Annotated in this window: 18 protein-coding genes; 7 read left to right on the top strand and 11 right to left on the bottom strand. The window is 69.1% G+C overall.

Features of this window, described 5'->3' with window-relative positions; genetic code table 11:
- Positions 1 to 9: 9 nt before the first annotated feature.
- From F6Q13_RS12725 to F6Q13_RS12715, 3 genes are read right to left on the bottom strand one after another with little or no spacing between them, the layout of a single operon-like run.
- A complete protein-coding gene (locus F6Q13_RS12725; protein ID WP_293056875.1) occupies positions 10 to 393 on the bottom strand; it encodes a PPOX class F420-dependent oxidoreductase in 384 nt (127 codons plus the stop codon).
- A 19-nt stretch (positions 394 to 412) separates the two neighbouring features.
- Entirely contained in the window at positions 413 to 4009 is a 3597-nt protein-coding gene (gene cobN / locus F6Q13_RS12720) for a cobaltochelatase subunit CobN (protein WP_293056873.1), read from the bottom strand.
- Positions 4010 to 4058: 49 nt separating this feature from the next.
- Positions 4059 to 5516 (bottom strand): NAD(P)/FAD-dependent oxidoreductase, encoded by a 1458-nt coding sequence (locus tag F6Q13_RS12715; protein ID WP_293056871.1) that lies wholly within the window; start codon positions 5514 to 5516, stop codon positions 4059 to 4061.
- Between the two features lie 78 nt (positions 5517 to 5594).
- Between F6Q13_RS12715 and cobG the strand changes: the two genes are divergently transcribed.
- The 4 genes from cobG to F6Q13_RS12695 all read left to right on the top strand — a co-directional run bounded on the left by cobG (position 5595) and on the right by F6Q13_RS12695 (position 9758).
- Positions 5595 to 6704, top strand: a complete 1110-nt coding sequence (gene cobG / locus F6Q13_RS12710; RefSeq protein ID WP_293056869.1) for a precorrin-3B synthase — start codon at positions 5595 to 5597, stop codon at positions 6702 to 6704.
- A 9-nt stretch (positions 6705 to 6713) separates the two neighbouring features.
- A complete protein-coding gene (locus F6Q13_RS12705) occupies positions 6714 to 7337 on the top strand; it encodes a precorrin-8X methylmutase (protein WP_293056866.1) in 624 nt (207 codons plus the stop codon).
- Positions 7334 to 8815, top strand: coding sequence for a precorrin-2 C(20)-methyltransferase (locus F6Q13_RS12700; protein ID WP_293056864.1), 1482 nt, complete (start codon positions 7334 to 7336; stop codon positions 8813 to 8815). The genes F6Q13_RS12705 and F6Q13_RS12700 overlap by 4 nt, the downstream gene beginning before the upstream one ends.
- A 67-nt stretch (positions 8816 to 8882) precedes the next feature.
- The gene (locus F6Q13_RS12695; RefSeq protein ID WP_293056862.1) at positions 8883 to 9758 is read left to right on the top strand and encodes a universal stress protein; all 876 of its coding nucleotides are present in this window, start codon (positions 8883 to 8885) and stop codon (positions 9756 to 9758) included.
- Between the two features lie 6 nt (positions 9759 to 9764).
- Here F6Q13_RS12695 and F6Q13_RS12690 read toward each other — a convergent pair whose 3' ends face one another.
- The gene (locus F6Q13_RS12690) at positions 9765 to 10994 is read right to left on the bottom strand and encodes a CdaR family transcriptional regulator (protein WP_293056860.1); all 1230 of its coding nucleotides are present in this window, start codon (positions 10992 to 10994) and stop codon (positions 9765 to 9767) included.
- 162 nt (positions 10995 to 11156) lie between these two features.
- Between F6Q13_RS12690 and F6Q13_RS12685 the strand changes: the two genes are divergently transcribed.
- Both F6Q13_RS12685 and F6Q13_RS12680 read left to right on the top strand, forming a co-directional pair.
- Positions 11157 to 13334: a hypothetical protein gene (locus tag F6Q13_RS12685; protein ID WP_293056858.1), complete on the top strand. Its 2178-nt coding sequence runs from the start codon at positions 11157 to 11159 to the stop codon at positions 13332 to 13334.
- A gap of 561 nt (positions 13335 to 13895) precedes the next feature.
- On the top strand, positions 13896 to 14750 hold the full coding sequence (locus F6Q13_RS12680; protein WP_293056913.1) for a universal stress protein: 855 nt from the start codon (positions 13896 to 13898) through the stop codon (positions 14748 to 14750).
- 3 nt (positions 14751 to 14753) lie between these two features.
- On the opposite strand, the gene F6Q13_RS12675 is transcribed toward F6Q13_RS12680, so the two are convergent.
- The 5 genes from F6Q13_RS12675 to cbiE form a co-directional block, all read right to left on the bottom strand.
- Entirely contained in the window at positions 14754 to 17672 is a 2919-nt protein-coding gene (locus F6Q13_RS12675) for an RND family transporter (protein WP_293056856.1), read from the bottom strand.
- Positions 17669 to 18100, bottom strand: coding sequence for an MmpS family transport accessory protein (locus tag F6Q13_RS12670; protein ID WP_293056853.1), 432 nt, complete (start codon positions 18098 to 18100; stop codon positions 17669 to 17671). The genes F6Q13_RS12675 and F6Q13_RS12670 overlap by 4 nt, the downstream gene beginning before the upstream one ends.
- A 174-nt stretch (positions 18101 to 18274) precedes the next feature.
- Complete coding sequence (locus tag F6Q13_RS12665) at positions 18275 to 19003, bottom strand: cobalt-precorrin-6A reductase (protein WP_293056851.1); 729 nt, start codon at positions 19001 to 19003, stop codon at positions 18275 to 18277.
- A complete protein-coding gene (gene cobM / locus F6Q13_RS12660; RefSeq protein WP_293056849.1) occupies positions 19000 to 19752 on the bottom strand; it encodes a precorrin-4 C(11)-methyltransferase in 753 nt (250 codons plus the stop codon). The genes F6Q13_RS12665 and cobM overlap by 4 nt, the downstream gene beginning before the upstream one ends.
- Positions 19749 to 20933, bottom strand: coding sequence for a precorrin-6y C5,15-methyltransferase (decarboxylating) subunit CbiE (gene cbiE, locus F6Q13_RS12655; RefSeq protein ID WP_293056911.1), 1185 nt, complete (start codon positions 20931 to 20933; stop codon positions 19749 to 19751). Before cbiE ends, cobM begins: the two co-directional genes overlap by 4 nt.
- 67 nt (positions 20934 to 21000) lie before the next feature.
- On the opposite strand from cbiE, the gene F6Q13_RS12650 reads away from it, so the two are divergent.
- On the top strand, positions 21001 to 21423 hold the full coding sequence (locus F6Q13_RS12650) for a F420-dependent biliverdin reductase (protein WP_293056847.1): 423 nt from the start codon (positions 21001 to 21003) through the stop codon (positions 21421 to 21423).
- Here F6Q13_RS12650 and F6Q13_RS12645 read toward each other — a convergent pair.
- Both F6Q13_RS12645 and F6Q13_RS12640 read right to left on the bottom strand, forming a co-directional pair.
- Entirely contained in the window at positions 21420 to 22094 is a 675-nt protein-coding gene (locus F6Q13_RS12645; protein ID WP_293056909.1) for a GNAT family N-acetyltransferase, read from the bottom strand. The genes F6Q13_RS12650 and F6Q13_RS12645 overlap by 4 nt on opposite strands.
- A 55-nt stretch (positions 22095 to 22149) precedes the next feature.
- A partial coding sequence (locus F6Q13_RS12640) for a Xaa-Pro peptidase family protein (RefSeq protein WP_293056845.1) occupies positions 22150 to 22574 on the bottom strand: 425 nt, incomplete at its 5' end.

Genomic DNA, 22574 nt, shown 5'->3' with positions numbered 1-22574 from the left:
CCCGATCGGTCAGGTGGCCGGCCGCAGCTCCAGCCCGATGTTGTTCTGCATTCCCCCGCGCAGCTTGCTGAACAGCGTGAACAGCCGGCCGATCAGACCGTAGCGGCGGTTGATGGCGGCGAACACCGCCCCGGTCTGCGACGGATCCAGGATCGACGCGGTGGCCTCGACGGGATCGCTTTTCGGGCGGCCCCGCATGTCGCAGGCCGCCAGGGTCACCCGCGGAGTGTGCCGGATCCGCTTGACCTTCCAGGATTTCGCCTCGGTGATCACCAGCAGCCGGTCGCCGTCGGGGGCAGCCCAGATCGGAGTGGGTTTGGGCCGGCCGTCTTTGGTGAAGGTGGTCAGCAGCAGATACCGGGACTTCGCGACGTCGGCGAACGTGGGAGCCACAGCTCAACGCTAACAGGTGTCAGCCTTCCAGGTCGCCTTCGGTTTCCAGCAGCACTCGGCGCAGCCCGTCGAGGGTCTGCGGGCGCGGATCGGCCCACATGCCGCGGTCGACCGCCTCCAGCAGCCGCTCGGCCATCCCGTGCAACGCCCACGGGTTGGATTCGGCCATGAATTTGCGGTTCTGGTCGTCCAATACGTAGGCCTCGGTGAGCTGCTCGTACATCCAGTCGGCCAGCACGCCCGCGGTGGCGTCGTAGCCGAACAGGTAGTCGACGGTGGCGGCCATCTCGAACGCGCCCTTGTAGCCGTGGCGGCGCATCGCGGCCAGCCACCGCGGGTTGACCACCCGGGCGCGAAACACCCGGGCGGTCTCCTCCAAGAGCGTGCGGGTGCGCACCGCGTCGGGCCGGGTGCTGTCGCCGATGTAGGCGGCCGGGCTGTGACCGGTCAGCGCCCGTACGGTCGCCACCATGCCGCCGTGGTACTGGAAATAGTCGTCGGAGTCGGCGATGTCGTGCTCGGCGGTGTCGGTGTTCTTCGCGGCGACCGCGATGCGCCGGTAGGCCCGGTGCATCTCGCCTGTTGCCGGCGCGCCGTCCAGCCCGCGCCCGTAGGCGAACCCGCCCCACGCGGTGTACACCTGGGCGAGGTCGGCGTCGTCGCGCCAGGTGCGGCTGTCGATCAACTGCAGCAGCCCGGCCCCGTAAGTACCCGGCTTGGATCCGAAAATCCTTGTAGTGCATCGACGTTCGTCACCATGCTGAGCCAGGTCGGCCTGGGTGTGGGCGCGGACGTAGTTCTGCTCGGGCGGTTCGTCGAGCGCGGCGACCAGGCGTACCGCGTCGTCGAGCATCATCACCACGTGCGGGAACGCGTCGCGGAAGAAGCCGGAGATACGCACGGTGACGTCGACGCGGGGCCGGCCCAGCTCGGCCGGCGAGATCGGCGCCAGGTCGACAACCCGCCGGGAGGCCTCGTCCCAGACCGGCCGGACACCAAGCAGCGCAAGCACTTCGGCGATATCGTCGCCGGAGGTGCGCATCGCCGAGGTGCCCCACACCGACAATCCGACCGATCGCGGCCAGCTCCCGTAGTCGGCGCGGTAGCGGGCCAGCAGCGAATCCGCCATGGCCACACCGGTTTCCCACGCCAACCGGCTTGGCACCGCCTTTGGGTCGACGGAGTAGAAGTTGCGGCCGGTGGGCAGCACGTTGACCAGGCCGCGCAGCGGCGACCCGGACGGTCCGGCGGGCACGAACCGGCCGTCCAGCGCCGTGAGAATCCGGTCGATCTCGCCTGCGGTGCCGGCCAGCCGGGGCACCACCTCGGTGGCGGCGAACCGCAACACCGCAGCCACGTCGGCGTCGTCGGTGAGCCCGTCGACGGCGGCGGGATCCCACCCGGCCTGCTGCAAGCCGGCAACCAGTCGGCGGGCCTGCGCTTCGGCCGCGTCGACCGCGCAGCGGTCGTCGTCGCCGTCCTCGGCCAAGCCCAACGCCTGGCGCAGCCCGGGCAGGATGCGCTGGCCGCCGAACAGCTGGCGGGCCCGCAGGATCGCCAGCACCAGGTCGAGTTCGGCCTCGCCGCCGGGTGTCTGGCCGAGGACGTGCAACCCGTCGCGGATCTGGGCATCCTTGATCTCGCACAGCCAGCCGTCGACGTGCAGCAGCATCTCGTCGAAGGCGTCGTCGGCGGGCCGCGCGGCCAGTCCCAGGTCGTGGTCCATCCGGGCGGCCCGGATCAGGGTCCAGATCTGCTGGCGGACGGCGGGCAGCTTGGCCGGATCGAGCGCGGCGACGCTGGCATGCTCGTCGAGCAGCTGCTCCAGCCGGGCGATGTCGCCGTAGGTTTCGGCGCGGGCCATCGGCGGGATGAGGTGGTCGACGAGCACGGCGTGCGCCCGGCGCTTGGCCTGGGTGCCCTCGCCGGGGTCGTTGACCAGAAACGGGTAGACCAGCGGCAGGTCGCCCAGCGCGGCGTCGGATGCGCAGCCTGCCGACAGGCCCAGTGTTTTGCCCGGCAGCCACTCCAGGTTGCCGTGCTTGCCCAGGTGCACGACGGCGTGGGCCCCGAAGCCGTCGGGAAAGGTCGAGCCCAGCCACTGGTAGGCGGCCAGGTAGTGGTGGCTGGGGGGCAGGTCGGGATCGTGGTAGATCGCTACCGGGTTCTCCCCGAAGCCCCGCGGGGGCTGCACCATCAGCACGATGTTGCCCGCCTGCATCGCGGCGATGACGATGTCGCCGTCGGGGTTTCGGCTGCGGTCGACGAACAGCTCGCCCGGCGGCGGACCCCAGTGCGCGCAGACCGCGTCGGCGAGCTCGGGGGGCAGCGTGGCGAACCAGGCGCGGTAGTCCCGGGCGCTGACCCGGATCGGGTTGGCGGCCAGCTGCTCGGCGGTCAGCCAGCCGAGGTCCTGGCCGCCGCGCTCGATCAGCGCATGGATCAGCGCGTCCCCGTCGCCGGCGTCCACGCCCGGGATGTCGCCGATCCGGTAGCCGCGGTCGCGCATCGCCCGCAACAGCGCCACGGCGCTGGCCGGGGTGTCCAGGCCGACCGCGTTGCCGATGCGGGCGTGTTTGGTCGGATACGCCGAGAACACGATGGCCACCCTCTTGTCGGCGGGGCTGATCCGGCGCAGCTGCGCGTGCCGAACGGCCAGCCCGGCGACCCGCGCGCAGCGCTCTGTGTCGGGCACGTAGGAGATCAGCCCGGCGTCGTCGATCTCCTTGAAGGAGAACGGCACGGTGATGATGCGGCCGTCGAATTCGGGGACCGCGACCTGGCTGGCCACGTCCAGCGGGCTCATCCCGTCGTCGCTGGACAGCCAGTGTTGTCGCGAGCTGGTCAGGCACAGTCCCTGCAGGATCGGGATGTCCAACGCGGCCAGATGTTCGACGTTCCAGCTGTCGTCGAGACCGCCCGCGGCCGCCGTCGCCGGGTTTGCGCCCCCGGCGGCCAGCACGGTGACCACCAGGGCGTCGGCCCGTGCCAGGATGTCCAGCAGTTGCGGCTCGGGCGTACGCAGCGACGCGCAGTAGACCGGCAGCGCCTGCCCGCCGGCGGCGTCGATCGCCCGGCACAGCTCCTCGACGTAGCCGGTGTTGCCGGCCAGATGCTGGGCGCGGTAGTAGAGCACTCCCACCGTCGGGGCGATCGCAAGCGCGGCGGAGCCGGGCGCAGCGCGGTCCAGCAGGCCCCAGCCGGGGATGTCCTGCGGCGGGCTGAACCCGTATCCGGTCATCAGCAGGGTGTCGCAGAGGAACGCGTGCAGGTGGCGCAGGTTGGCGACGCCGCCCTGGGCCAGGTAGACGTGCGCCTGGACGGCGATGCCGGCCGGCACGGTGGAGCGCGCGGTCAGGTCGGCATCGGGCGACTGCTCGCCGCTGACCAACACCGCCGGGACGCCGCTGCCGAGCACCCGGTCGATCCCTTCGGGCCAGGCCCGGTAGCCGCCCAGAATCCGCACCACCACGACGTCGGCGCCGGCCAGCAGGCTTGGCAGGTCGTCGGGCAGCAACCGGGCGGGGTTGGCCCAGCGGTAGCCGGCGCCGCTGGCCCGGGCGGTCATCAGGTCGGTGTCAGACGTCGACAGCAGCAGCACACGCGGATCGGGCATCGGTCATTGTTACCGCATCAGCCGACAACGGCGCTCCCCTGCCGGATCGTCACGCGGTCCGCACGTCGAAGTCGGCGAGCTCGGGCACACGCAACAGTCCGCGGTGCCGCTCCGGCGTCCACGGGAACAATTCCGGCAGGCCGTCTTTACCCAGGTACCAGCTGTTGCAGCCGGTGACCCAGATCGTTTGCGGCATTGCGGCTTTCATGCTCTGGTTGTATGCCTTGGTGGCCGCCTCGGTGGGCGCGGCGCAAATGACGCGGCCGGATCGGATCTGGTTGATCCACCACAGCGCGTAATCGGCCTGGTCCTCGGCGATCGGTATCAGCGACTGGTTCCCGATCGGCGAATGCGGTCCCATCAGCATGAACAGGTTGGGGAATCCGGGCACCGCGACCGACCGGTACGCCGTCGGGCCGGCGGCCCACGCCTCGTCGAGGGTGAGCCCGTCTTCCCCGATGACCTCCAGCGGGCGCACATAGGCCCGGGCGTCGAAACCGGTGGCGTAGACCAGCAGATCGAGTTCGTGCAGGGTGCCCTCGGCGGTCACGACGCCGCGGGGCTCGATGTGGTCGATCGCCTCGGTGACGATCTCCACACCCGGTTGCCGGACGGCACGGTAGAAGCGCCACGCCATGACCTGCCGCTTGCACATCGGCTGGTCTTTGGGGGTGAGCTTGGCCCGCAACTGCGGGTCACGCACCGACAGCCGCAGGTTCCACCGGCACAGCGTCTGCACCAGACGGCGCTGAAACCCCGGCCGGATCGGCGCCCGGCCGAACAGGCCCCGGAACACAAACCCCCAGAACCGGTAAGCCAGCGCGTTGCACCTCGGCCACCGGGACAGCGCGGCCCGAATCAGCGGCGAGTAACGCGGGTTGGGCATCGGGTAGATCCATTGCGCGGTGCGCTGGAAGACCGTCAGCTGCCTGACCTTGCCGCCGAGTTCCGCGATGATCTGCACACCCGTGGAGCCTGTTCCGATCAAACCGATCCGCTTGTCCGGCAAAGAGATCGAGTGATCCCATCGCGACGAGTGAAACGCCGGGCCGGCGAAACTCGCGCGCCCGGGAATGTCCGGGTAGCGGGGCACCCGCAGCACCCCGGTTGCGGTGACGAGCACGTCGAAGGCCTCTTCGCCGTCGGCGGTGCGCAGCAGCCAGCGCCCGCCGTCGTAGCGGGCGGAGGTGACCTCGGTGCCGAAGCGGATGTGCGGGCGGATGGCCCGTTCGTCGGCCACCTGCCGGAAATAGTCCTGGATTTCCGGCCCCGGGGACAGCAGATGCGACCAGTTCGGGTTGGGCCGAAACGAGTAGGAGTAGTAGCGCGACGGCACATCGCAGGTGAGGCCGGGATAGGTGTTGTCGCGCCACGTCCCGCCGACATCGTCGGCTTTCTCGAAGATCGTGTAGGTGTCGATGCCGGCATCCTGCAGCTTGACCGCCATGCACAGGCCCGACATTCCCGCACCGACGATCGCGATGCGCACAGGTCGTTCGTCCACCATGCCAACCACCCGATGTTCGATGTGCGCTGAAGTTTACGCCGCCGACCCGGCGCTGCCGGGCGGTCGTAGGGTGAACGGATGCCCAGAACGCGCGCCGAGGACGCCTGCCCGGGCACCCTGGACCTCCACCGGGCGGCCGATGGCCCGCTGGCGCGGGTCCGGCTGCCCGGCGGGATGATCGGTGCGGCGCAGTTGGCGGCGCTGGCGTCGGCGTCGGCCCGGTTCGGTTCGGGCACGCTGGAGCTGACCGCGCGCGGCAACGTGCAGATCCGCCGGATCACCGAGCCGGCGGCCGTCGCCGAGATCGTCGCCGGGGCCGGGCTGTTGCCGTCGCCGGCTCATGAGCGGGTGCGCAACATCGTCGCGTCGCCGTTGTCCGGGCGGCTGGGCGGGCTGCTCGACGTGCGCGGGTGGGTAGCTGAACTGGATGCCGCGATCCGGGCGCGCCCGGTGTTGGCGTCGCTGCCGGGCCGGTTCTGGTTCTGCCTCGACGACGGCCGCGGCGACGTCTCGGGGCTGGCGGCCGACGTCGGCGTGCATCCGCTCGGCGACGCGGCAGCGTTGCTGCTGGCCGGCCGTGACAGCGGGGTGCGGTTGGCGCCCGGCGACGTCGTAGCCACGCTGGTCGCCGTTGCAACACGGTTCGTCGAGGTGCGCGCAAAAGCCTGGCGGGTCGCCGAATTGGACGACCCCGGCGTGCTGGTGCCCGGCGCCGCATCGAGCGGGCCGCGGTTGGGCGGCGACACCGCACCGCCGGTGGGATGGCTGCGCCAGGACGACGGCCGGGTGTCGCTGGGCGCGGCGGTGCCGCTGGGTGTGTTGGCGGCCCGGGTGGCGCAATGCCTGGCGGCGATCGAGGCCCCGCTGGTCGTCACGCCGTGGCGGTCGGTGCTGGTGTGCGACCTCGACGACGACACCGCCGACGCGGCACTGCGGGTGCTGGCGCCGCTGGGCCTGGTGTTCGACGAGAACTCGCCCTGGCTTGCGGTCAGCGCCTGCGTGGGCAGCCCCGGCTGCGCACACTCGGCCGCCGACGTGCGCGCCGATGCCGCGGCCGCGGCGTGCACCGGTGCTGCGCCCACCCGTCGGCACTTCGTCGGCTGCGAGCGGGCCTGCGGCAGCCCGCCGATCGGGGAGGTGCTGGTCGCCACCGCGGCGGGATACCGCACTCTGCGCAGACAGCCGTAGGGTGAGCTCGTGCTCGACTACCTGCGCGACGCCGAGCAGATCTACCGGCAGTCGTTTGCGACCATCCGCGCCGAGGCGCAGCTGACCCGGTTTCCCGCCGACGTCGAGCAGGTGGTGGTGCGGCTGATCCACACCTGCGGTCAGGTCGACCTCGTCGAGCACATCGCCTACACCGACGACGTCGTGGCCCGGGCCGGCGCCGCCCTGGCGGGCGGCGCCCCGGTGCTGTGCGACTCGTCGATGGTGGCCGCCGGGATCAGCCGGAAATTGCTGTGCGGCAACGACATCGTGTCGCTGGTGGCCGACCCGCGGGCGGCGGGGCTGGCCGCGCGCCGACACACCACCCGCTCGGCGGCCGGGGTGGAGCTGGCCGCGGACCGACTGGCCGGGGCGGTGCTGGCGATCGGCAACGCGCCGACCGCGCTGTTTCGGCTGCTGGAGCTGCTCGACGACGGGGCGGGGGCGCCGGCCGCGGTGCTCGGCGGGCCGGTCGGGTTCGTCGGCTCGGCGCAGGCCAAGCAGGAACTGATCGAACACCCGCGCGGCATGGCCTATCTGGTGGTGACCGGTCGTCGCGGCGGCAGCGCGATGGCCGCCGCGGCCGTCAACGCGATCGCGGCGCGCGCCCGATGACCGCCCGCGGCACGCTGTTCGGCGTCGGGCTGGGTCCCGGCGACCCGGAACTGGTGACCATCAAAGCCGCCAAGGTGATCGGCGCGGCCGACGTGGTGGCCTACCACAGCGCCCGCCACGGCCGCAGCATCGCCCGGGGCATCGCCGCACCCTATCTGCGGCCCGGCCAGATCGAGGAACACCTGATCTACCCGGTCACCACCGAGTCCACCGACCATCCCGGCGGCTACGCCGGGGCGCTGGAGGACTTCTACGCCGACGCCGCCGCGCGCATCGGCGCGCACCTGGACGCCGGGCGCGACGTGGCGCTGCTGGCCGAGGGCGATCCGCTGTTCTACAGCTCCTACATGCACCTGCACACCCGGCTGACCCGGCAATTCGACGCGGTGATCGTGCCCGGCGTGACCTCGCTCAGCGCGGCCTCGGCGGCGGTCGCCACCCCGCTGGTGGCCGGTGACGAGGTGCTCACCGTGCTGCCGGGCACCCTGCCGGCCGCCGAGCTGGCCCGCCGGCTCTCCGACGCCGACGCCGCTGTGGTGGTCAAGCTGGGTCGGTCATATCCGGCTGTGCGAGAAGCGCTCTCGATGGCCGGGCAGCTCGGCGACGCGGTGTATGTGGAGCGGGCCAGCACCACCGGGCAGCGGGTGCTGCCCGCCGCCGAGGTCGAGGCGGCCAGTGTGCCGTACTTCGCGCTGGCCATGGTGCCGGGCGGGCGGCGGCGCCGGCATGGCCGACGGGGGGCCGGCGGTGTCGCGGTGGTGGGTCTGGGCCCCGGGCACGGCGACTGGATGACCCTGGAAAGCCGCCGCGAGCTGGCCGCCGCCACCGATCTCATCGGCTACCGGCTGTATCTGGACCGGGTCGCGGTCCGCGACGGCCAGCAACGTCACCCCAGCGACAACACCGATGAGCCCGCCCGCGCCAAGCTGGCGTGCATGCTGGCCGAACAGGGCCGGGCGGTGGCGGTGGTGTCGTCGGGCGATCCCGGGGTGTTCGCGATGGCGACCGCCGTGCTCGAGGAGGCCAAGCAGTGGCCGGGGGTGCGGGTGCGGGTGATTCCGGCCATGACCGCCGCACAGGCCGTCGCCAGCCGGGTGGGCGCCCCGCTCGGACATGACTACGCGGTGATCTCACTGTCGGATCGGCTCAAACCGTGGGAGGTGATCGCAGAACGGTTGTCCGCGGCCGCGGCGGCCGACATGGTGCTGGCGATCTACAACCCCGCGTCGAAGACCCGGACCTGGCAGGTCGCCGCGATGCGTGAGGTGTTATTGCAGCATCGCGATCCCGGCACGCCGGTGGTGATAGGCCGCGACGTGTCCGGCCCGGGCGAGAGGGTCATAGTGGTGCCGTTGGCGGATCTGAACCCGGCCGAGGTCGACATGCGCTGCCTGCTGATCGTCGGATCATCGCAAACCCAGTGGTACAGCGACGCGTCGGGCGACCGGCTTTTCACCCCGCGGCGCTATCCGGCGTGATGGGCACACGGCCTCTATCGTTGTCTGCACGAAGCCGAAATGCGGACGCGAAGGGACGAGGCAGCACATGACCAACGGAGCAACGCATCCGGGCATCGTCGTCGGGGTCGACGGGTCCCCGCAGGCGCAGGCGGCCCTGCGCTGGGCCGTGCCCGAGGCCACCATGCGCAACGTGCCCCTGACCCTGGTGCACGCCACGGCGCCGGTGCCGGCCGTACTGCCTCAGCAGCCCGAAGCCGCGGCTCGGCAGGCGCTCGACGATGCCGTCAGGGCGGTCGAGGAGATGACCGACGGCCACAGCCGCCCGCGGATCGCCAGCGAGCTCATCTCGGGCGCGCCGGTCCCGGCTCTCGTCGACTTGTCCACCAGAGCGGACATGATCGTCGTCGGCAGCCGCGGCAACGGGCCGGTGAAACGCTTGCTGCTGGGATCGGTCAGCAACGGGCTGGTTCATCACGCCCACTGCCCGGTCGCGGTCATCCACCGCGACGACCCGTCACCGCGGTCCGGGCCGGTGCTGGTCGGCATCGACGGGTCGCCGGCATCCGAGCGGGCCACCGTCATCGCGTTCGACGAGGCGTCGTGGCGGGGCACCGACGTGGTGGCCTTGTATGCCTGGACCGACGCCGAGGTTCCCGACCTGCCGCCCCGGGAGTGGACCGGATTGACCAGGGTGTCGTGGTCGAACCTGCAGTCGCAGGCCGAGGAGACCCTGGCGGAGCGGCTGGCCGGATTCACCGAACGCTACCCGGACGTCACCGTCGAGAAGGTGATCGTCCCCAACCACCCCGCCCAGCACCTCATCGAACGCTCGGAGTCAGCCCAACTGGTGGTCGTCGGCAGTCACGGGCGCGGCGGTTTCGAGGGCATGCTGCTCGGGTCGGTCTCCACGGCAGTGGTCAACGCGGTGACCACCCCGGTGATCGTCGCCCGACGAGGTTAAGCTGGGCTAACTCGAGACCCCACGCCAGCTGAGCGCTTCCAGTGCCACCGCCACATCCACGCTGGAGTCCTCCAATGGGCGTGGCAGCATCTCGTCGGCACGAGCAAGCTTGCGAAGCAGGGTGTTTCGATGCGTGAAGAGCCGCGCGGCGGCTCGGGAAGCATTGCATTGCTCGCGGATGAACGTCAAAACGGTCCGGTGATGTTCGGCGTCGGCCGACGCGAAATCGCCGAGGGTGCGGTTGATGAACCGGTCCGCCCGTTCCGGGTCGGCGGTGAGCAGCGCGGCAAGCTCGACCTCGGTGAAGCTGGTCAGCCGCGCGTTGCGCCCGAGCCGCATCATCATGCGCTGGGTGGTGACCGCGTCGAGATGGCTGCGCCGGAACCCGTCGATGCCCGCGCTCGTCGACCCGACCGCGACCCGCACCCCCGGCAACGCGGCGACCGTGTCGTGCAGACCGGGCAGGTCCAAACCGTCGGCGCCGGGCACCCACACCCATCGGCTGGCTTCACCGGCCAGCACCGACAGCGGTCGGTGCCCGCCGCCGGCGCGCATCACCGCCTCCGTCGCACGCTCGAGAGCGGTCGAGTCGGTGCCCAATTCGTCGGCCCAGATCACCGCTGCGGTGTGGGTTTGATCGAGGCGGTAACCCAGCCGGCCCTCGGAGTGCTGACGGCTGATCGGTGCCCCTTCGAGGATCAGCGTGACGATCTGTCGACGCTCGGCCTGCAGCCCGCCGATCAACTCGTAACGTTCGGTCTGGATCTGCTGGTATATGCCGGCGATCGTCGCGTCGATGAAATCCCTCAGCGAGCGCGCGGACACGTCGAGGAGCTCGCGCACCTCGTCGAGGTCGGCTGTCAGGGCGAATGCGGTGCGCATCCAGGCTTGCCAGGCCACGTCCTGGCCGATCCGGTACAGATGCACGATGGCCGACTCATCCAGGCCGCGCCGAATCAGGCCGCGAGCGACGACGAGGGACTCCTCCCCCGCATTCGGCGGCACCGGCTCACCGGGATGGCTGATATTCGCGGCCACCCAATGTAGGCCGTTGGAGCGGTTGCACCGGTGGATCGCCTCGGCCAGCACGTGGTCATTGGTGACCGATCGCAGGTGGTCCGAGACCAGCATCGCCTCGTCCATTTTACTGAGCCAGGCCTGAGAAGCGTGGACGGCTAACTCAGCGCCTTGCCGAATCAGCTCGCGCACCCGCTCGGAGGGTTGTTCCCAGGTCACAGGGGAAGTTTAGCCCCGAAACAGCTGCAATATGCACCATTTGCGGGACGGGATCGGTGCACAATGCTCTTGTTTTGGGCGGCCGCGCCGCGGAAACTATCGGCGATCTCTCTCATGAACTACTCACGTAATCGTGAGCTGCGCGTCATATCGGAGGACCGCATGCGACCCGTTGCCGTCACCGCGCCGACCGATGTCATCGACCATGCCGTGCACCGCGGTCGACCGAGCCGGATCCGCCGGGGGGTGGGCTTGGCTGCCGCCGCGGCGATCGGCGCGCTGACGGCGGCGGGGGTCACCCCCGGCGCGTCCCACATCGGAGGGCTGGTGTCGGCTCCGGTGCGGCTGCTCTCCGGCGACGAGTCTTTACAAGACGTGATCACCCAGCTGCTCATCGACCAGCAGCAGATGCAGGTGGCCTTCGCCGGGTACGACAAGGTGAGCCCGCCGGATCTGCTGATGACCCACGAGTACGCGCAGAACGCTTTGACGACGATGCTCGGTGCTCAGCTTCTGCAGTTCAACTACGAGGACCTGCACAACGTCGCCATCCCGTTCGCGCCGTACCCGTGGGATGCCGCCGCCACGAACATGCAGCAGCTGCTCGTCTACGCCAACCCCGACGACCAGTACACGGCTTTGCCGCTGACGCCGGGCAACACCTACACGATGACGATCACCCCGCCGGCCGGCCCCAACGGGACCAGCGACGTGACCTTTCTGGAGGCCTCCGGCAACGGCGTGACACAGCCCTATGGAACCATCAACAGCTACAACCTCGACCAGTTCACGCCCAACGCCAACGGCAGCTACACCATCACGTTCGCCTCGACCAACCCTGACCCCGGAAATCCCGACTTCAACTTCATCGAGATTCCGGCGGACGCCCAGCGGACGGTCGTCCGCGACAGCGTCGGCAACTGGGGGCTGCCGCACGACTCGTTTTCGATCACCCAGCAGGGGGTCCCGGCTCCCAGCCCGTTGCACCCCCCGCTGCTGACCGACAGCGAAATATCCCAGTTGATCTTGGGTCCCGTCGCCGAACACGCTGTCAGCGAGGTCGGCTCATCCGACTACTTCGGGCAGATCTACTACACCAACCTCCCCGAACCCAACACGATGACGCCCATCGGGCCGACCCCGAAGGTCATACCGGCGGGACCGCTGTTGAACGACGGCCAACAGTACCTCAGCGCCGGCGACTTCAAGCTCACCCCGGAGGAGGCGCTGATCCTCAAGGTGCCCGACGTCGAAGGTGCCTACGCAAGCGCGATGGTGACCAACATCTTCGGCCAGACCGCCCCGACGGCGACCGCGACCGGCAGCCTCAATCCCGGCGACACGTTCCACGCCCCGGATGGCTACACCTACTACATCATCAGCAGCCAAGCCCCCACAAATGGGACAGGGGACATATACGCGAACTGGCTCAACGACAACGGCGCCGCCGACGGCGGAATCTGGCTGCGATTCCAGGGCATCACGACCCCGCCGAGCGAACCGCTGCAGGTCCAAACCTACGTCGTGCCCCTCAACGACGTCGGCACCATCGTGCCGACAGACACCCCCACCATCACCCCGGCCCAGTACGCGGCCGACGCGCAACTGCGCCTGTTCGAGTGGGACTATGTCCACGACCAGAACGAGAACACCGGCTGGCTGGGCTCCAACCTGGAATACGACCAGATCAAGGCCGCGCTCGGCCCTCAGGTGTTCGGTCAGATCTTCGGCGGCCAGGGCACCCAATTCGGTGCTCCGCAGGAGGTGCCGTCGGTGCTGGACCGGATGATCAACCCCGCGCTGATCCCCAACCCCATCACCGTGATCGAGGACATCGTCAAGGATCCCACCGGATCGGTGCTGGCGCTCAAAGACAACCTGCCGCTGGCGCTCAACGACATCGAGATGCCCACGATCTTGTCGTTCCTGCGCTTGGAGGTCGCGATCGAACAAACCCTGGGCGAGCTGAAGAGCTCCGTCTCCTCCGGTCAGTGGCCCCAGGTGTTCACCGATCTGCTCAACGGTGTCGGCGGGCTCGCAACGGTTGTCAACGAAACGCTGACCGACCCGGGCACCAGCATCACGGCCGGCTTCCTCAACGCCCGCGACGATCTGGCCGTGTCCATCTTCAACGCCGGCAGCTATTCGGCACCGGGCGGCGCCGCATCCTTCTCCGATGCGGTCTCACAGCTCGCCCAGTCGGTCATCCCGGATTTGAACCCGGCCGCGGCGTTCGCCGATTTCAACACCCTCAGCGCGGAAATCACCGCACAGATAGCCGCTCAGGGTGCCGAGATTGCGCCGATCGCGGCGACGTTGCCGCTCGACCTGATTCCCTGACCCGGGGCGGTAATTGTGGCGACACCGTTATAGATGGCGGAGTAGATGCCGGAAAGCCCTTCTGTTGCAGGGGAAACTGTAGTTACCAGCTTCGGGCTCTGCCGGGTCTGCGCGGTCGGCGAGCGCGGCATGATCACGGCCCGGGCCGGATCACCGCGGCGCGCACCCCCGAATCCAGGCCTCCGTTGAGACCGACGCGCTGCAGCTGACCCTGTTCGACGAACAAGACCTTGTCGAGACCACCTCCCGGATTTTCCTGGGGCGACTGGTGTGCTGGCGCAACCCCATCCTGGCCGCCCAGCCACCCGCCCAGACAAACACCCGCTGCACAGCCAAGACAAGATCGCCGGTCGGCAAAGTGATCAATCACTACACGATGGCCAAACACTTCGTGGTCAGCCGGCCCAGCAGCCTGTCCTGACCGGTCAACCGCAGCCCCTGCGAGCGCGCCCGATCCACCAGCTGCTCATCCGCCAACAACGGCCGACATCAGTTGTAACGGTTCGTGATGCCCGTGTCGTGAGTAACATGAAACTGGCCAGCCAAGGACAGGACGCCACAATGTCCGACCGGGTGATGAATCCGGGAATCGTCGTCGGTATCGACGGATCTCCTCAGTCGAACGCGGCCGTGCGGTGGGCCGTGCGCGAAGCCACGATGCGCAACGCGGCGTTGACCCTGGTGCACGCCGCAGCGCCGGGGACCGTCGGCGCGCCCCGCCAAGTGCTCGCCGACGCGGTCGAGATGGTCGAAAACCTTACCGATGAGCCCAGTCGCCCACCAATCAGCACCGAACTGGCCCACAAACCGCCCGTCCCCACGCTCGTCGACGCGTCCGCCACAGCCGACCTGGTCGTGGTGGGCTGCCGCGCTCAGGGAACCGTCAAACGCCTGCTTCCCGGCTCTGTTAGCGCCGGGCTGGTTCATCACACCCACTGCCCGGTCGCGATAATCCACGACGCCGCCACGGCAGCCGCGCAGGGACCGGTGCTGGTCGGCATCTGCGGCTCGCCGACCTCGGAACCGGCCACCGCCATCGCTTTCGACGAAGCCGCACGACGGGGCGCGGAGTTGGTGGCCCTGTACGCCTGGACAGACGCCGAGATCCCCGACCTGCCGCCTCGGGAGTGGACCGGATTGACCAGGATCTCGTGGCCGGCTCTGCATTCTGCGGCCGAGAAAACGTTGGCCGAACGGCTGGCCCGCTGGCAGGACCGCTACCCCGGCGTCCCGGTCCGCCAGATGGTCGTGGTCAACCGGCCCGCCGAACACCTGCTCGAGTGCGCGCAGTCAGCGCAACTCGTGGTCGTCGGCAGCAACCGGCGCGGTGGCCTGGCCGGGATGCTGCTGGGATCGGTGTGCAACGCCGTCGTGCGCGCAGTGCGCACCCCGGTGATCATCGCTGCAGCGCTTTAGGCGTCACGCGCCGGTGTGCGACTGGCGCCGGATCTCCGCAGTGGGCGCCTCCCCGTCGCTGCCGCCCAGCAGCAGGTAGCGCACCAGCCGGCGCGGCCCGAACGGGCGCAGCATGGTGCTGGCCGGGCGCGGGCGCACCCGCAGCGGCCACCAGAACCAGCGTCCCAACAGCGCCGCGATCGACGGCGTCATGAACGAGCGCACGATCAGGGTATCGAACAGCAGACCCAGACCGATGGTGCTGCCGGCCTGCCCGATCGAAATCAGGTCGCTGGCCACCATCGACATCATCGTGAACGCGAACACCAGACCCGCGGCGGTGACCACCCCACCGGTCTCGCCCATCGACCGGATGATCCCGGTTTTCAGTCCGGCGCCGATCTCCTCCTGGAACCGCGACACCAGCAGCAGGTTGTAGTCCGACCCCACGGCCAGCAGGATGATCAACCCGAACACCGGCGCGATCCAGTTCAGATCCAGTCCGAAGATGTGTTGCCACACCAGCACCGACAGCCCGAAGGCCGCGCCCAGCGACAGCAGCACCGTCCCGACGATCACCAGGGAAGCCACCAGCGCCCGGGTGATCATCACCATCACGACGAAGATCAGCGTCAGCGCCGCGATCCCCACGATCATCAGGTCATAGTGCGCACCTGATTGGATGTCGCGGTAGATGGCCGCGGTCCCGGTCAGGTAGAACCTGGCGTCGGTCAGGGCCGATCCTTTCACCGACTGATGCGCGGCGGCCAGTTCCGGCATCACCGCGGCGATCCCGGCCGGAGTCGCCGGGTCGGTGTCGTGGGTGATGATAAAGCGCGCAGCCTTGCCGTCCGGTGACAGGAAAATCTTCAAACCACGCTGGAAGTCCTTGTTGTCGAACGCTTCCGGCGGCAAGTAAAAGTAGTCGCCGCTCTTGGAGGCGTCGAAGGCCTGCCCCATGGCGCTGGCGGTGTCGGTCATTTTCGACATCTGGGTGACCAGGCCCGAGAAGCTGCTGTGCATGCTCAACAAGCTGCCGCGCATGGATTTCGCGACGGCGATGATCGGCGGGAACTCCCGGCGCAGCTGCGGCAACACCACGTCGATGTCGTCGACGTCTTTGAGCAGCGACTTCATCTCGTCGCTGAACGTGTCGACTCCGTCGATCGCCTCGAACAGCGACCGCGTCGCCCAGCAGATCGGGATGTCGTAGCAGTGCTTCTCCCAGTAGGTGTAGCTTCGCAACGGTCGCGCGAAATCGTCGAAATCGGCCAGATGGTCACGCATTTCGTCGAGTGTGGCCTTCAACTCGGTCATGTCGGCGAGCATGTGATGGGTGGTCGAACCCATCCGGCCCACCAGGGTGTCCATGCGCTCCATCGAGGCGATCATCGCACCGAGATCGTCGCTCATCTTGAGCATGTCCTTCATCCTGTCCCGCATGAACTGCAGGTTCTCCTGGATGGGAATGGAGGCGGCGCTGATCTGAAACGGTATCGACGTGTGCTCGACCGGCCCGCCCAGCGGGCGGGTGATGCTTTGCACCATCGCCACACCTGGCGCACGGAAGATGTCTTTGGAAAGCCGGTCCAAGATGATCATGTCGGCGGTATTCCGCATATCGTGATCGGCCTCGATCATGAGGATGTCGGGGTTCATCGTGGCGGCGCTGAAATGGCGTTCGGCCGCTTCGTATCCGACGTTGGAGGGCTCGTGGCCGGGAATATAGTAGCGATCGTTGTAGCTGACCTTCATGCTCGGCATGATCAGGATGCCGACGATGGCGATGGCCACCGAGGCCGCGAACACCGGAGCCGGCCAGCGCACGGTGGCGGTGCCGACCCGCCGCCAGACGCGGGTCTTGACCATCCGCTTGGGATCGAGCAGGCCGAACCGGCTCGCCACCACCACCACCGCCGGCGCTGCGGTCAGCGCACCGGCGACCACCACGAGCAGTCCCAAAGCCGACGGAATACCCAGCTTTTTGAAATAGGACAGTCGCGCCAGGTGCAGGCAGAACGTGGCCCCGGCGATCGTCAGCCCCGAGCCCAAGATCACGTGGTAGGTGCCGCGGAACATGGTGTAATACGCCGTTTCCCGGTCTTGGCCGGCTTGGCGCGCCTCGTGATACCGGCCGACGAGGAATATCGCGTAGTCGGTTCCCGCCGCGATCGCCAAAGAAGACAGCATGGCGACGACGAAAGTCGAGAATCCCAGCAGGTCGTAATTACCCAGAAGCGCGACCAGCCCTCTGGCCGTGCCCATCTCGAAGCCGACCATGACGAGGATGAGCAGCACCGTGCTGACCGAACGGTAGGCGATGAACAGCATGATCATGATGACCACGCCGGTGACGCCCATCATCGTGAACATGCTCTTGTCGGCGGCTTCGTTCATGTCCGTGATCAGCGGCGCCGGGCCGGTGACGTAGACCTTGAGCCCCGGCGGCGGCGATGACTGGTCGACGATCTTGCGGACCGCTTTGACCGACTCGTTTCCCAACGTGCTGCCCTGGTCGCCGGCCAGATTGATTTGGACATACGCGGCTTTGCCGTCTCGGCTCTGCACGCCGGCGGCCGTGAGCGGGTCCCCCCACACGTTCAGGACGTGCTGCACGTGTTTGGGGTCGGCCTGCAGCTTTTTCACCAGGGCGTCGTAATAGCGGCGATCCTGCTCGCCGAGTTTGTCCTTACCGACCAGGACCACCATGGCGATGCTGTCGGAATCGGATTCGTGAAACGTCGCGCCGATGCGCCGGGCGGCGATCTCGGCCGGCGCGTCGTTGGGCGACATGGTGACCGCGTGCTTTCGCGCCACCGACTCGATCGGCGGCACCAGCACGTTCACCGCGACGGTCAACAGCAGCCAGGCAATGAGGATGGGCACCGCGAATGTGCGGACGAATCGCATAAATGCCGGACGCGCGTCGCTATCGGTGCTCATGCGGCTTTGACCAGGCAGAACGCTTGGGCGTGGTGACCGGCCGAGGATTGCTGGTCTTTGACTTCACCGTTGACGCTGATGCGGCACCCGAGGTTGTCGCTGTCGCCCTGGGCCACCAGATTGGCGATCACCGCCGACAACGTCGTCGTCACCGTGTAGGACCACGGCAGGCTGGTGAAGTTCACCTGCTCAGGTTGGGCATTCATGGTCAGATAGCTCACGGTTCCGGTGGTGTTTGCGGGCCCGTAGACCTCGTAGGTCACCCGCTTGACGTAGGTGGGCGCCAGCGGTGCGGCGGTGCTGGCGGTCGCGGAAAAGATCTTTTCCGAGCCGAACACGCCGCGGAGCCGATCGACGGTGATGGCGCCGAGGGCCACTGCCACCACGACGACGAGCGGCACCCAAGAACGCTTAACCAAGTTGAGCATCGATAGTCCCCTTCACCGTGGCCCACGTCCTGGTTGCACCTTGTGCGTCGAATTAGACCATTCCAGGCTTTACTCACCTGCTAATCAGCCCGTTACGATAGCCGACGTGCCTTCCGCTGATTCATCTCCATGCATAGATACCATACCCCCAGGGGTATAGGCGAATCACGGACGTCACCGGCGCACCATCGAGACCCAGTTCACCGCCTCGTCGACGGTTCCCACCGTCGTCACGCCGCACGGCAGCGGAGGGCGATCCACCATCACGACCGGGACGTCGAGCGCGGCGGCGGCGTCCAGCTTCGCCCGGGTCATCTCACCGCCGCTGTTCTTGGTGACCAGCACCTCGATGCGATGCTCGCGCAACACGGCGCACTCCCCCGCGTAGTGATACGGGCCGCGGGAGAGCAGGAGCCGGTGACGGCGCGGCAGATCCTGGTCGTTCGGCGCGGTGACCGCACGGATCAGAAACCATGCGTCGCTGTCGACGAACGCTGCGGCTCCGGACCTGCCGGTGGTCAGAAACACTCGCGAAAAATTCCGCCGGGCGACCACTTCGGCGGCCTCGCTGTCCGACTGCACCACGATCGCGTCACCGGGATCCCACGCCGGACGGGCCACTACCAGATAAGGCAGCCGCGCCTCGGCACACGCTGCCGCGGCGTGGGCCGTGATGGTGGCCGCGAACGGATGGGTGGCGTCGACCACGGCGCCGATACGTTCGTCGGCCAGCCACCGTCGCAACCCCTCGACGCCGCCGAACCCGCCGATGCGCACCGCACCGACCGGCAGCGCCGGATCGGGCACCCGCCCGGCCAGCGAGCTGATCACGTCGACGTGCGGATGCAGGCGCGCGGCCAGCGTCCGTGCCTCGCCGGTGCCGCCGAGCAGCAACACCCTCACCGGTGCCCCCTGCGGCGGGCCGGCGAATACAGGTAGCTGTCGCTGAAGCCTTCGGCGGCCAGCACCTCACCGACGACGATGACCGCGGTCTTGGTGACGCCGGCGTCGCGCATCTGCCCGGCGATGTCGGCGAGCGTGCCGCGCAGCACCGTCTGGCGCGGCCAGCTGGCGAACGCCACCACCGCCGTCGGGGTGCCGGGCCGGTAGCCCCCGGCTAGCAGCTGCTCGACGACCGCGTCGATCTGCGCGGCGGCCAGATGCACCACCAGCGTGGCACCCGGCCGGGCGAGCGTGACCAGATCCTCCCCGGGCGGCATCGCCGTCGACAGCGTGGCCACCCGGGTCAACGTCACCGTCTGCGACACCCCGGGAACGGTCAACTCCCGACCCAGCGCGGCCGCCGCGGCGGCGAAGGCCGGCACGCCGGGCACGATGTCATAGCCGATGCCCAGCGCGTCGAGTCGGCGGCACTGCTCGGCCAGCGCGCTGTAGAGCGACGGGTCCCCCGAGTGCAACCGCGCCACGTCGTGCCCGGCGGCGTGCGCGCGGGTGATCTCGCCGATGATCTGCTCGAGGGTCAGCGGGCCGGTGTCGACGACCCGGGCATCGGTTGGGCACAGCCCCAGCAGGTCGTCGGGCATGATCGAGCCGGCGTACAGGCATACCGGGCAACGCGCCAGCAGCCGCTGCCCGCGCACGGTGATCAGATCCGCGGCGCCGGGACCCGCGCCGATGAAGTACACCGTCACGGCTTGATCATCGTCCACTGGGTGATCGGCAGCTGCGCTCGCCATCCGGTGAAGCCGCCCAGCGGCTCCCCCCGATAGTGCTGAAAACGCGCCAGGCTGCCGCCCAGCCGCGCGTGGGCGGTCACCACGGCGGCTTCCGACTCGGCGGTGACGGCGTTGGCGACCAGCCGCCCGCCGGCGGGCAGCTGCTCCAGACAGGCCTCGAGCAGGCCCGGCTGGGTCACACCGCCGCCCACGAACACCGCCGAGGGCTCCGCGGCACCGTCGAAAGCCTGCGGCGCCGCGCCGCGAACCTCGATGTCGACACCGAACGCGGCCGCGTTGTTCGCGATGCGGCCACGCCGGGTCTGGTCTCGTTCGAACGCCACCACCGCGCAGCCCGGGCCGCTGCGCGCCCACTCCACCGCGACGCTGCCCGACCCCGACCCGACATCCCACAACCGCTGACCCGGCCGCGGCGCCAGCGCCGCGAGCGTCACCGCGCGGATGCTCTGCCTGGTGATCTGCCCGTCATGGCTGAACGCCTCGTCGGGCAGGGTCGCCGTCGTCCGCTCATCGGGCAGGTAGCGCACCGCGATGACGTTGAGGTCGTCGACGTCGCCGGGCGGGGCGGCCGCCCACGCGGCGGCGGTGCCGTGCCGGCACCGCTCCCGCGGCCCGCCGAGTTGTTCGAGAACACTGAACGCCGAGTCGCCGCGGCCCTGCGCGGTGAGCAGTTCGGCCAGGATCGCCGGTGTGCCGGCGTCCCGGGACAGCACAACAGCCTGGCCGCCGCGGCGCACCGCGGTGTGCGGAGCCGCGGTGACCAGGCTGATCACCTCGGTGTCCGGCACGGTCCAGCCCATCCGCGCGCAAGCCAGGCTCACCGCCGACACGTGCGGCAGCACGGTGACCCGCTCGGCGCCCAAGAGCCGGATCAGCGTGCCGCCGATACCGTGCACCAGCGGATCGCCGCTGGCCAGCACGTGCACGTCGGCCGCTTCGTCGGACAAGCGCGCCACCGCGGGCAGCAACGGCGACGGCCACTCGCGGCGCTCGGCGGTTACCGTGTCGTCGAGCAGGCCGAACTGCCGGCGCGATCCGTATATCACCATGGCCCCGCGTAATTCACGCTTCGACGCTTCCGGCAGTCCCGCCATGCCGTCGGCGCCGATACCGACCACGACGACACGGCCACCCAAGATCGGCCCCGTGGCGGCGCCCGTGTCATCCACGGCTTGGATTATTCCTGCGCTAGCGTGAGCGGTGATGGCCACTACCACTACCAGACTCACCCCAGACGCCCTGGCGTTTCTGACCGAACGCCACCTCGCCATGCTGACCACGCTGCGGGCCGACAACTCGCCGCACGTGGTGGCGGTCGGTTTCACTTTCGACCCCAAGACGCATATCGCCCGGGTGATCACCACCGGCGGTTCCCAGAAGGCCGTCAACGCCGCACGCGGCGGGATCGCGGTGCTCAGCCAGGTTGACGGCGCCCGGTGGCTGTCGCTGGAAGGCCGGGCCAGTGTCAACAGCGACGCGGACGCCGTCCGCGATGCCGAACTGCGCTATGCGCAGCGGTATCGCACACCGCGGCCCAACCCGCGCCGGGTGGTCATCGAGGTGCAGATCGAGCGGGTGCTGGGGTCGTCGAGTCTGCTCGACCGCGGCAAGGACCGGGAAAGCTAGCCGGTGCCGGGGTCCCGCGCACCGGGCGCCCGGATCACCAGCGGGACCGCGGGGAAATACGCCGCCATCTCCGGCCGCGATTTGGCCAGCGCGGCGGTGCCGTACCCCTTGTGGCGATGCTCGGGATGGATCCAGATCCGGACGTGAACCTCGCGGCCGATGAGCTCGCCGAAGACCATGCCGACCTTTTGTTCTCCGTCGACGGCGACGAACCAGGCGGCCTCCTCTGCGTCGATGCGCGCCAGCGCCGAGCGGATCTCGTCATCGAGGTTGCCGGCCGCGCCGCCTGATCCGTCACCCGCGGCGCCGATGTCCGCGGTGCGCGCCGCGAAGATATCGCGGTCGGCCTCACCGGCGAAGGGGCGCAGCACCAGACTGTCCCCCGAGCTCGCCGGCCGCTCCTTGAGTGTGAAGCTCAACTGCGAGTTCAGATCTTCGAGCTCGGCGGCGATCCTTTTGCGTGCGTCCTTGGTGAGTTGGTCGAACGCAATTCCCATCACCGCCTCCGCGCCGCGGCGCGAGGTGCCGAGCAGGGCGCTGATCGCCTCGACCGCAGCCGAGCGGTCGTCGGCCTCGACGATGAGGTCCAGCACCTCGTGGCGGCGTTCGAGCGCATTGAGCAAGGCGTCGGCGATCTCTCGGCGGGCGGCGACGCGGTCGTGGTTGGTCATCATTGCCCGAGCCTAGCGGCGATCGCCAGCGCGGCGAAGCCGGGCGCAGCGGCCGTCAGTCGATCGGGACGACAACCAGCTCACGGGGCCGGTTGTTGACGGCGACGGCACCGTCCCGGGTGACCACCACGATGTCCTCGATGCGCGCACCCCACCGGCCGGGAAAGTAGATCCCGGGCTCGACGGAAAACGCCATGCCCTCAGCCAGCGGCAAGTCGTTGCCGGCGACGATGTACGGCTCTTCATGGACGGACAAGCCGATACCGTGCCCGGTGCGGTGCACGAAATACTCGGCCAGGCCCGCGTCGGCCAGCACGTCGCGCGCTGCGGCGTCCACCTGCGCGGCCGTAACCCCGGGCCGCACCGCAGCCACCGCCGCGCGCTGCGCCCGGTGTAAATGACCATAGTGCTGCGCCACCTCAGCGCTGGGCTCACCGAGGCTGTAGGTGCGCGTCGAGTCGGAGTGATACCCGGGCTCGT

It is taken from the genome of Mycobacterium sp. (assembly GCF_008709575.1).
Lineage (GTDB): Bacteria > Actinomycetota > Actinomycetes > Mycobacteriales > Mycobacteriaceae > Mycobacterium.
Note: the sequence above shows the minus strand (reverse complement) of the source record. Positions and strands in the feature narration are given on the sequence as shown.

Coding starts and splice junctions, on each gene's coding strand:
- cobN (WP_293056873.1), bottom strand. CDS start 4,009: ATGCCCGATCCGCGTGTGCTGCTGCTGTCGACGTCTGACACCGACCTG.
- F6Q13_RS12715 (WP_293056871.1), bottom strand. CDS start 5,516: ATGGTGGACGAACGACCTGTGCGCATCGCGATCGTCGGTGCGGGAATG.
- cobG (WP_293056869.1), top strand. CDS start 5,595: ATGCCCAGAACGCGCGCCGAGGACGCCTGCCCGGGCACCCTGGACCTC.
- F6Q13_RS12700 (WP_293056864.1), top strand. CDS start 7,334: ATGACCGCCCGCGGCACGCTGTTCGGCGTCGGGCTGGGTCCCGGCGAC.
- F6Q13_RS12695 (WP_293056862.1), top strand. CDS start 8,883: ATGACCAACGGAGCAACGCATCCGGGCATCGTCGTCGGGGTCGACGGG.
- F6Q13_RS12685 (WP_293056858.1), top strand. CDS start 11,157: ATGCGACCCGTTGCCGTCACCGCGCCGACCGATGTCATCGACCATGCC.
- F6Q13_RS12680 (WP_293056913.1), top strand. CDS start 13,896: ATGTCCGACCGGGTGATGAATCCGGGAATCGTCGTCGGTATCGACGGA.
- F6Q13_RS12675 (WP_293056856.1), bottom strand. CDS start 17,672: ATGAGCACCGATAGCGACGCGCGTCCGGCATTTATGCGATTCGTCCGC.
- F6Q13_RS12670 (WP_293056853.1), bottom strand. CDS start 18,100: ATGCTCAACTTGGTTAAGCGTTCTTGGGTGCCGCTCGTCGTCGTGGTG.
- F6Q13_RS12650 (WP_293056847.1), top strand. CDS start 21,001: ATGGCCACTACCACTACCAGACTCACCCCAGACGCCCTGGCGTTTCTG.
- F6Q13_RS12645 (WP_293056909.1), bottom strand. CDS start 22,094: ATGACCAACCACGACCGCGTCGCCGCCCGCCGAGAGATCGCCGACGCC.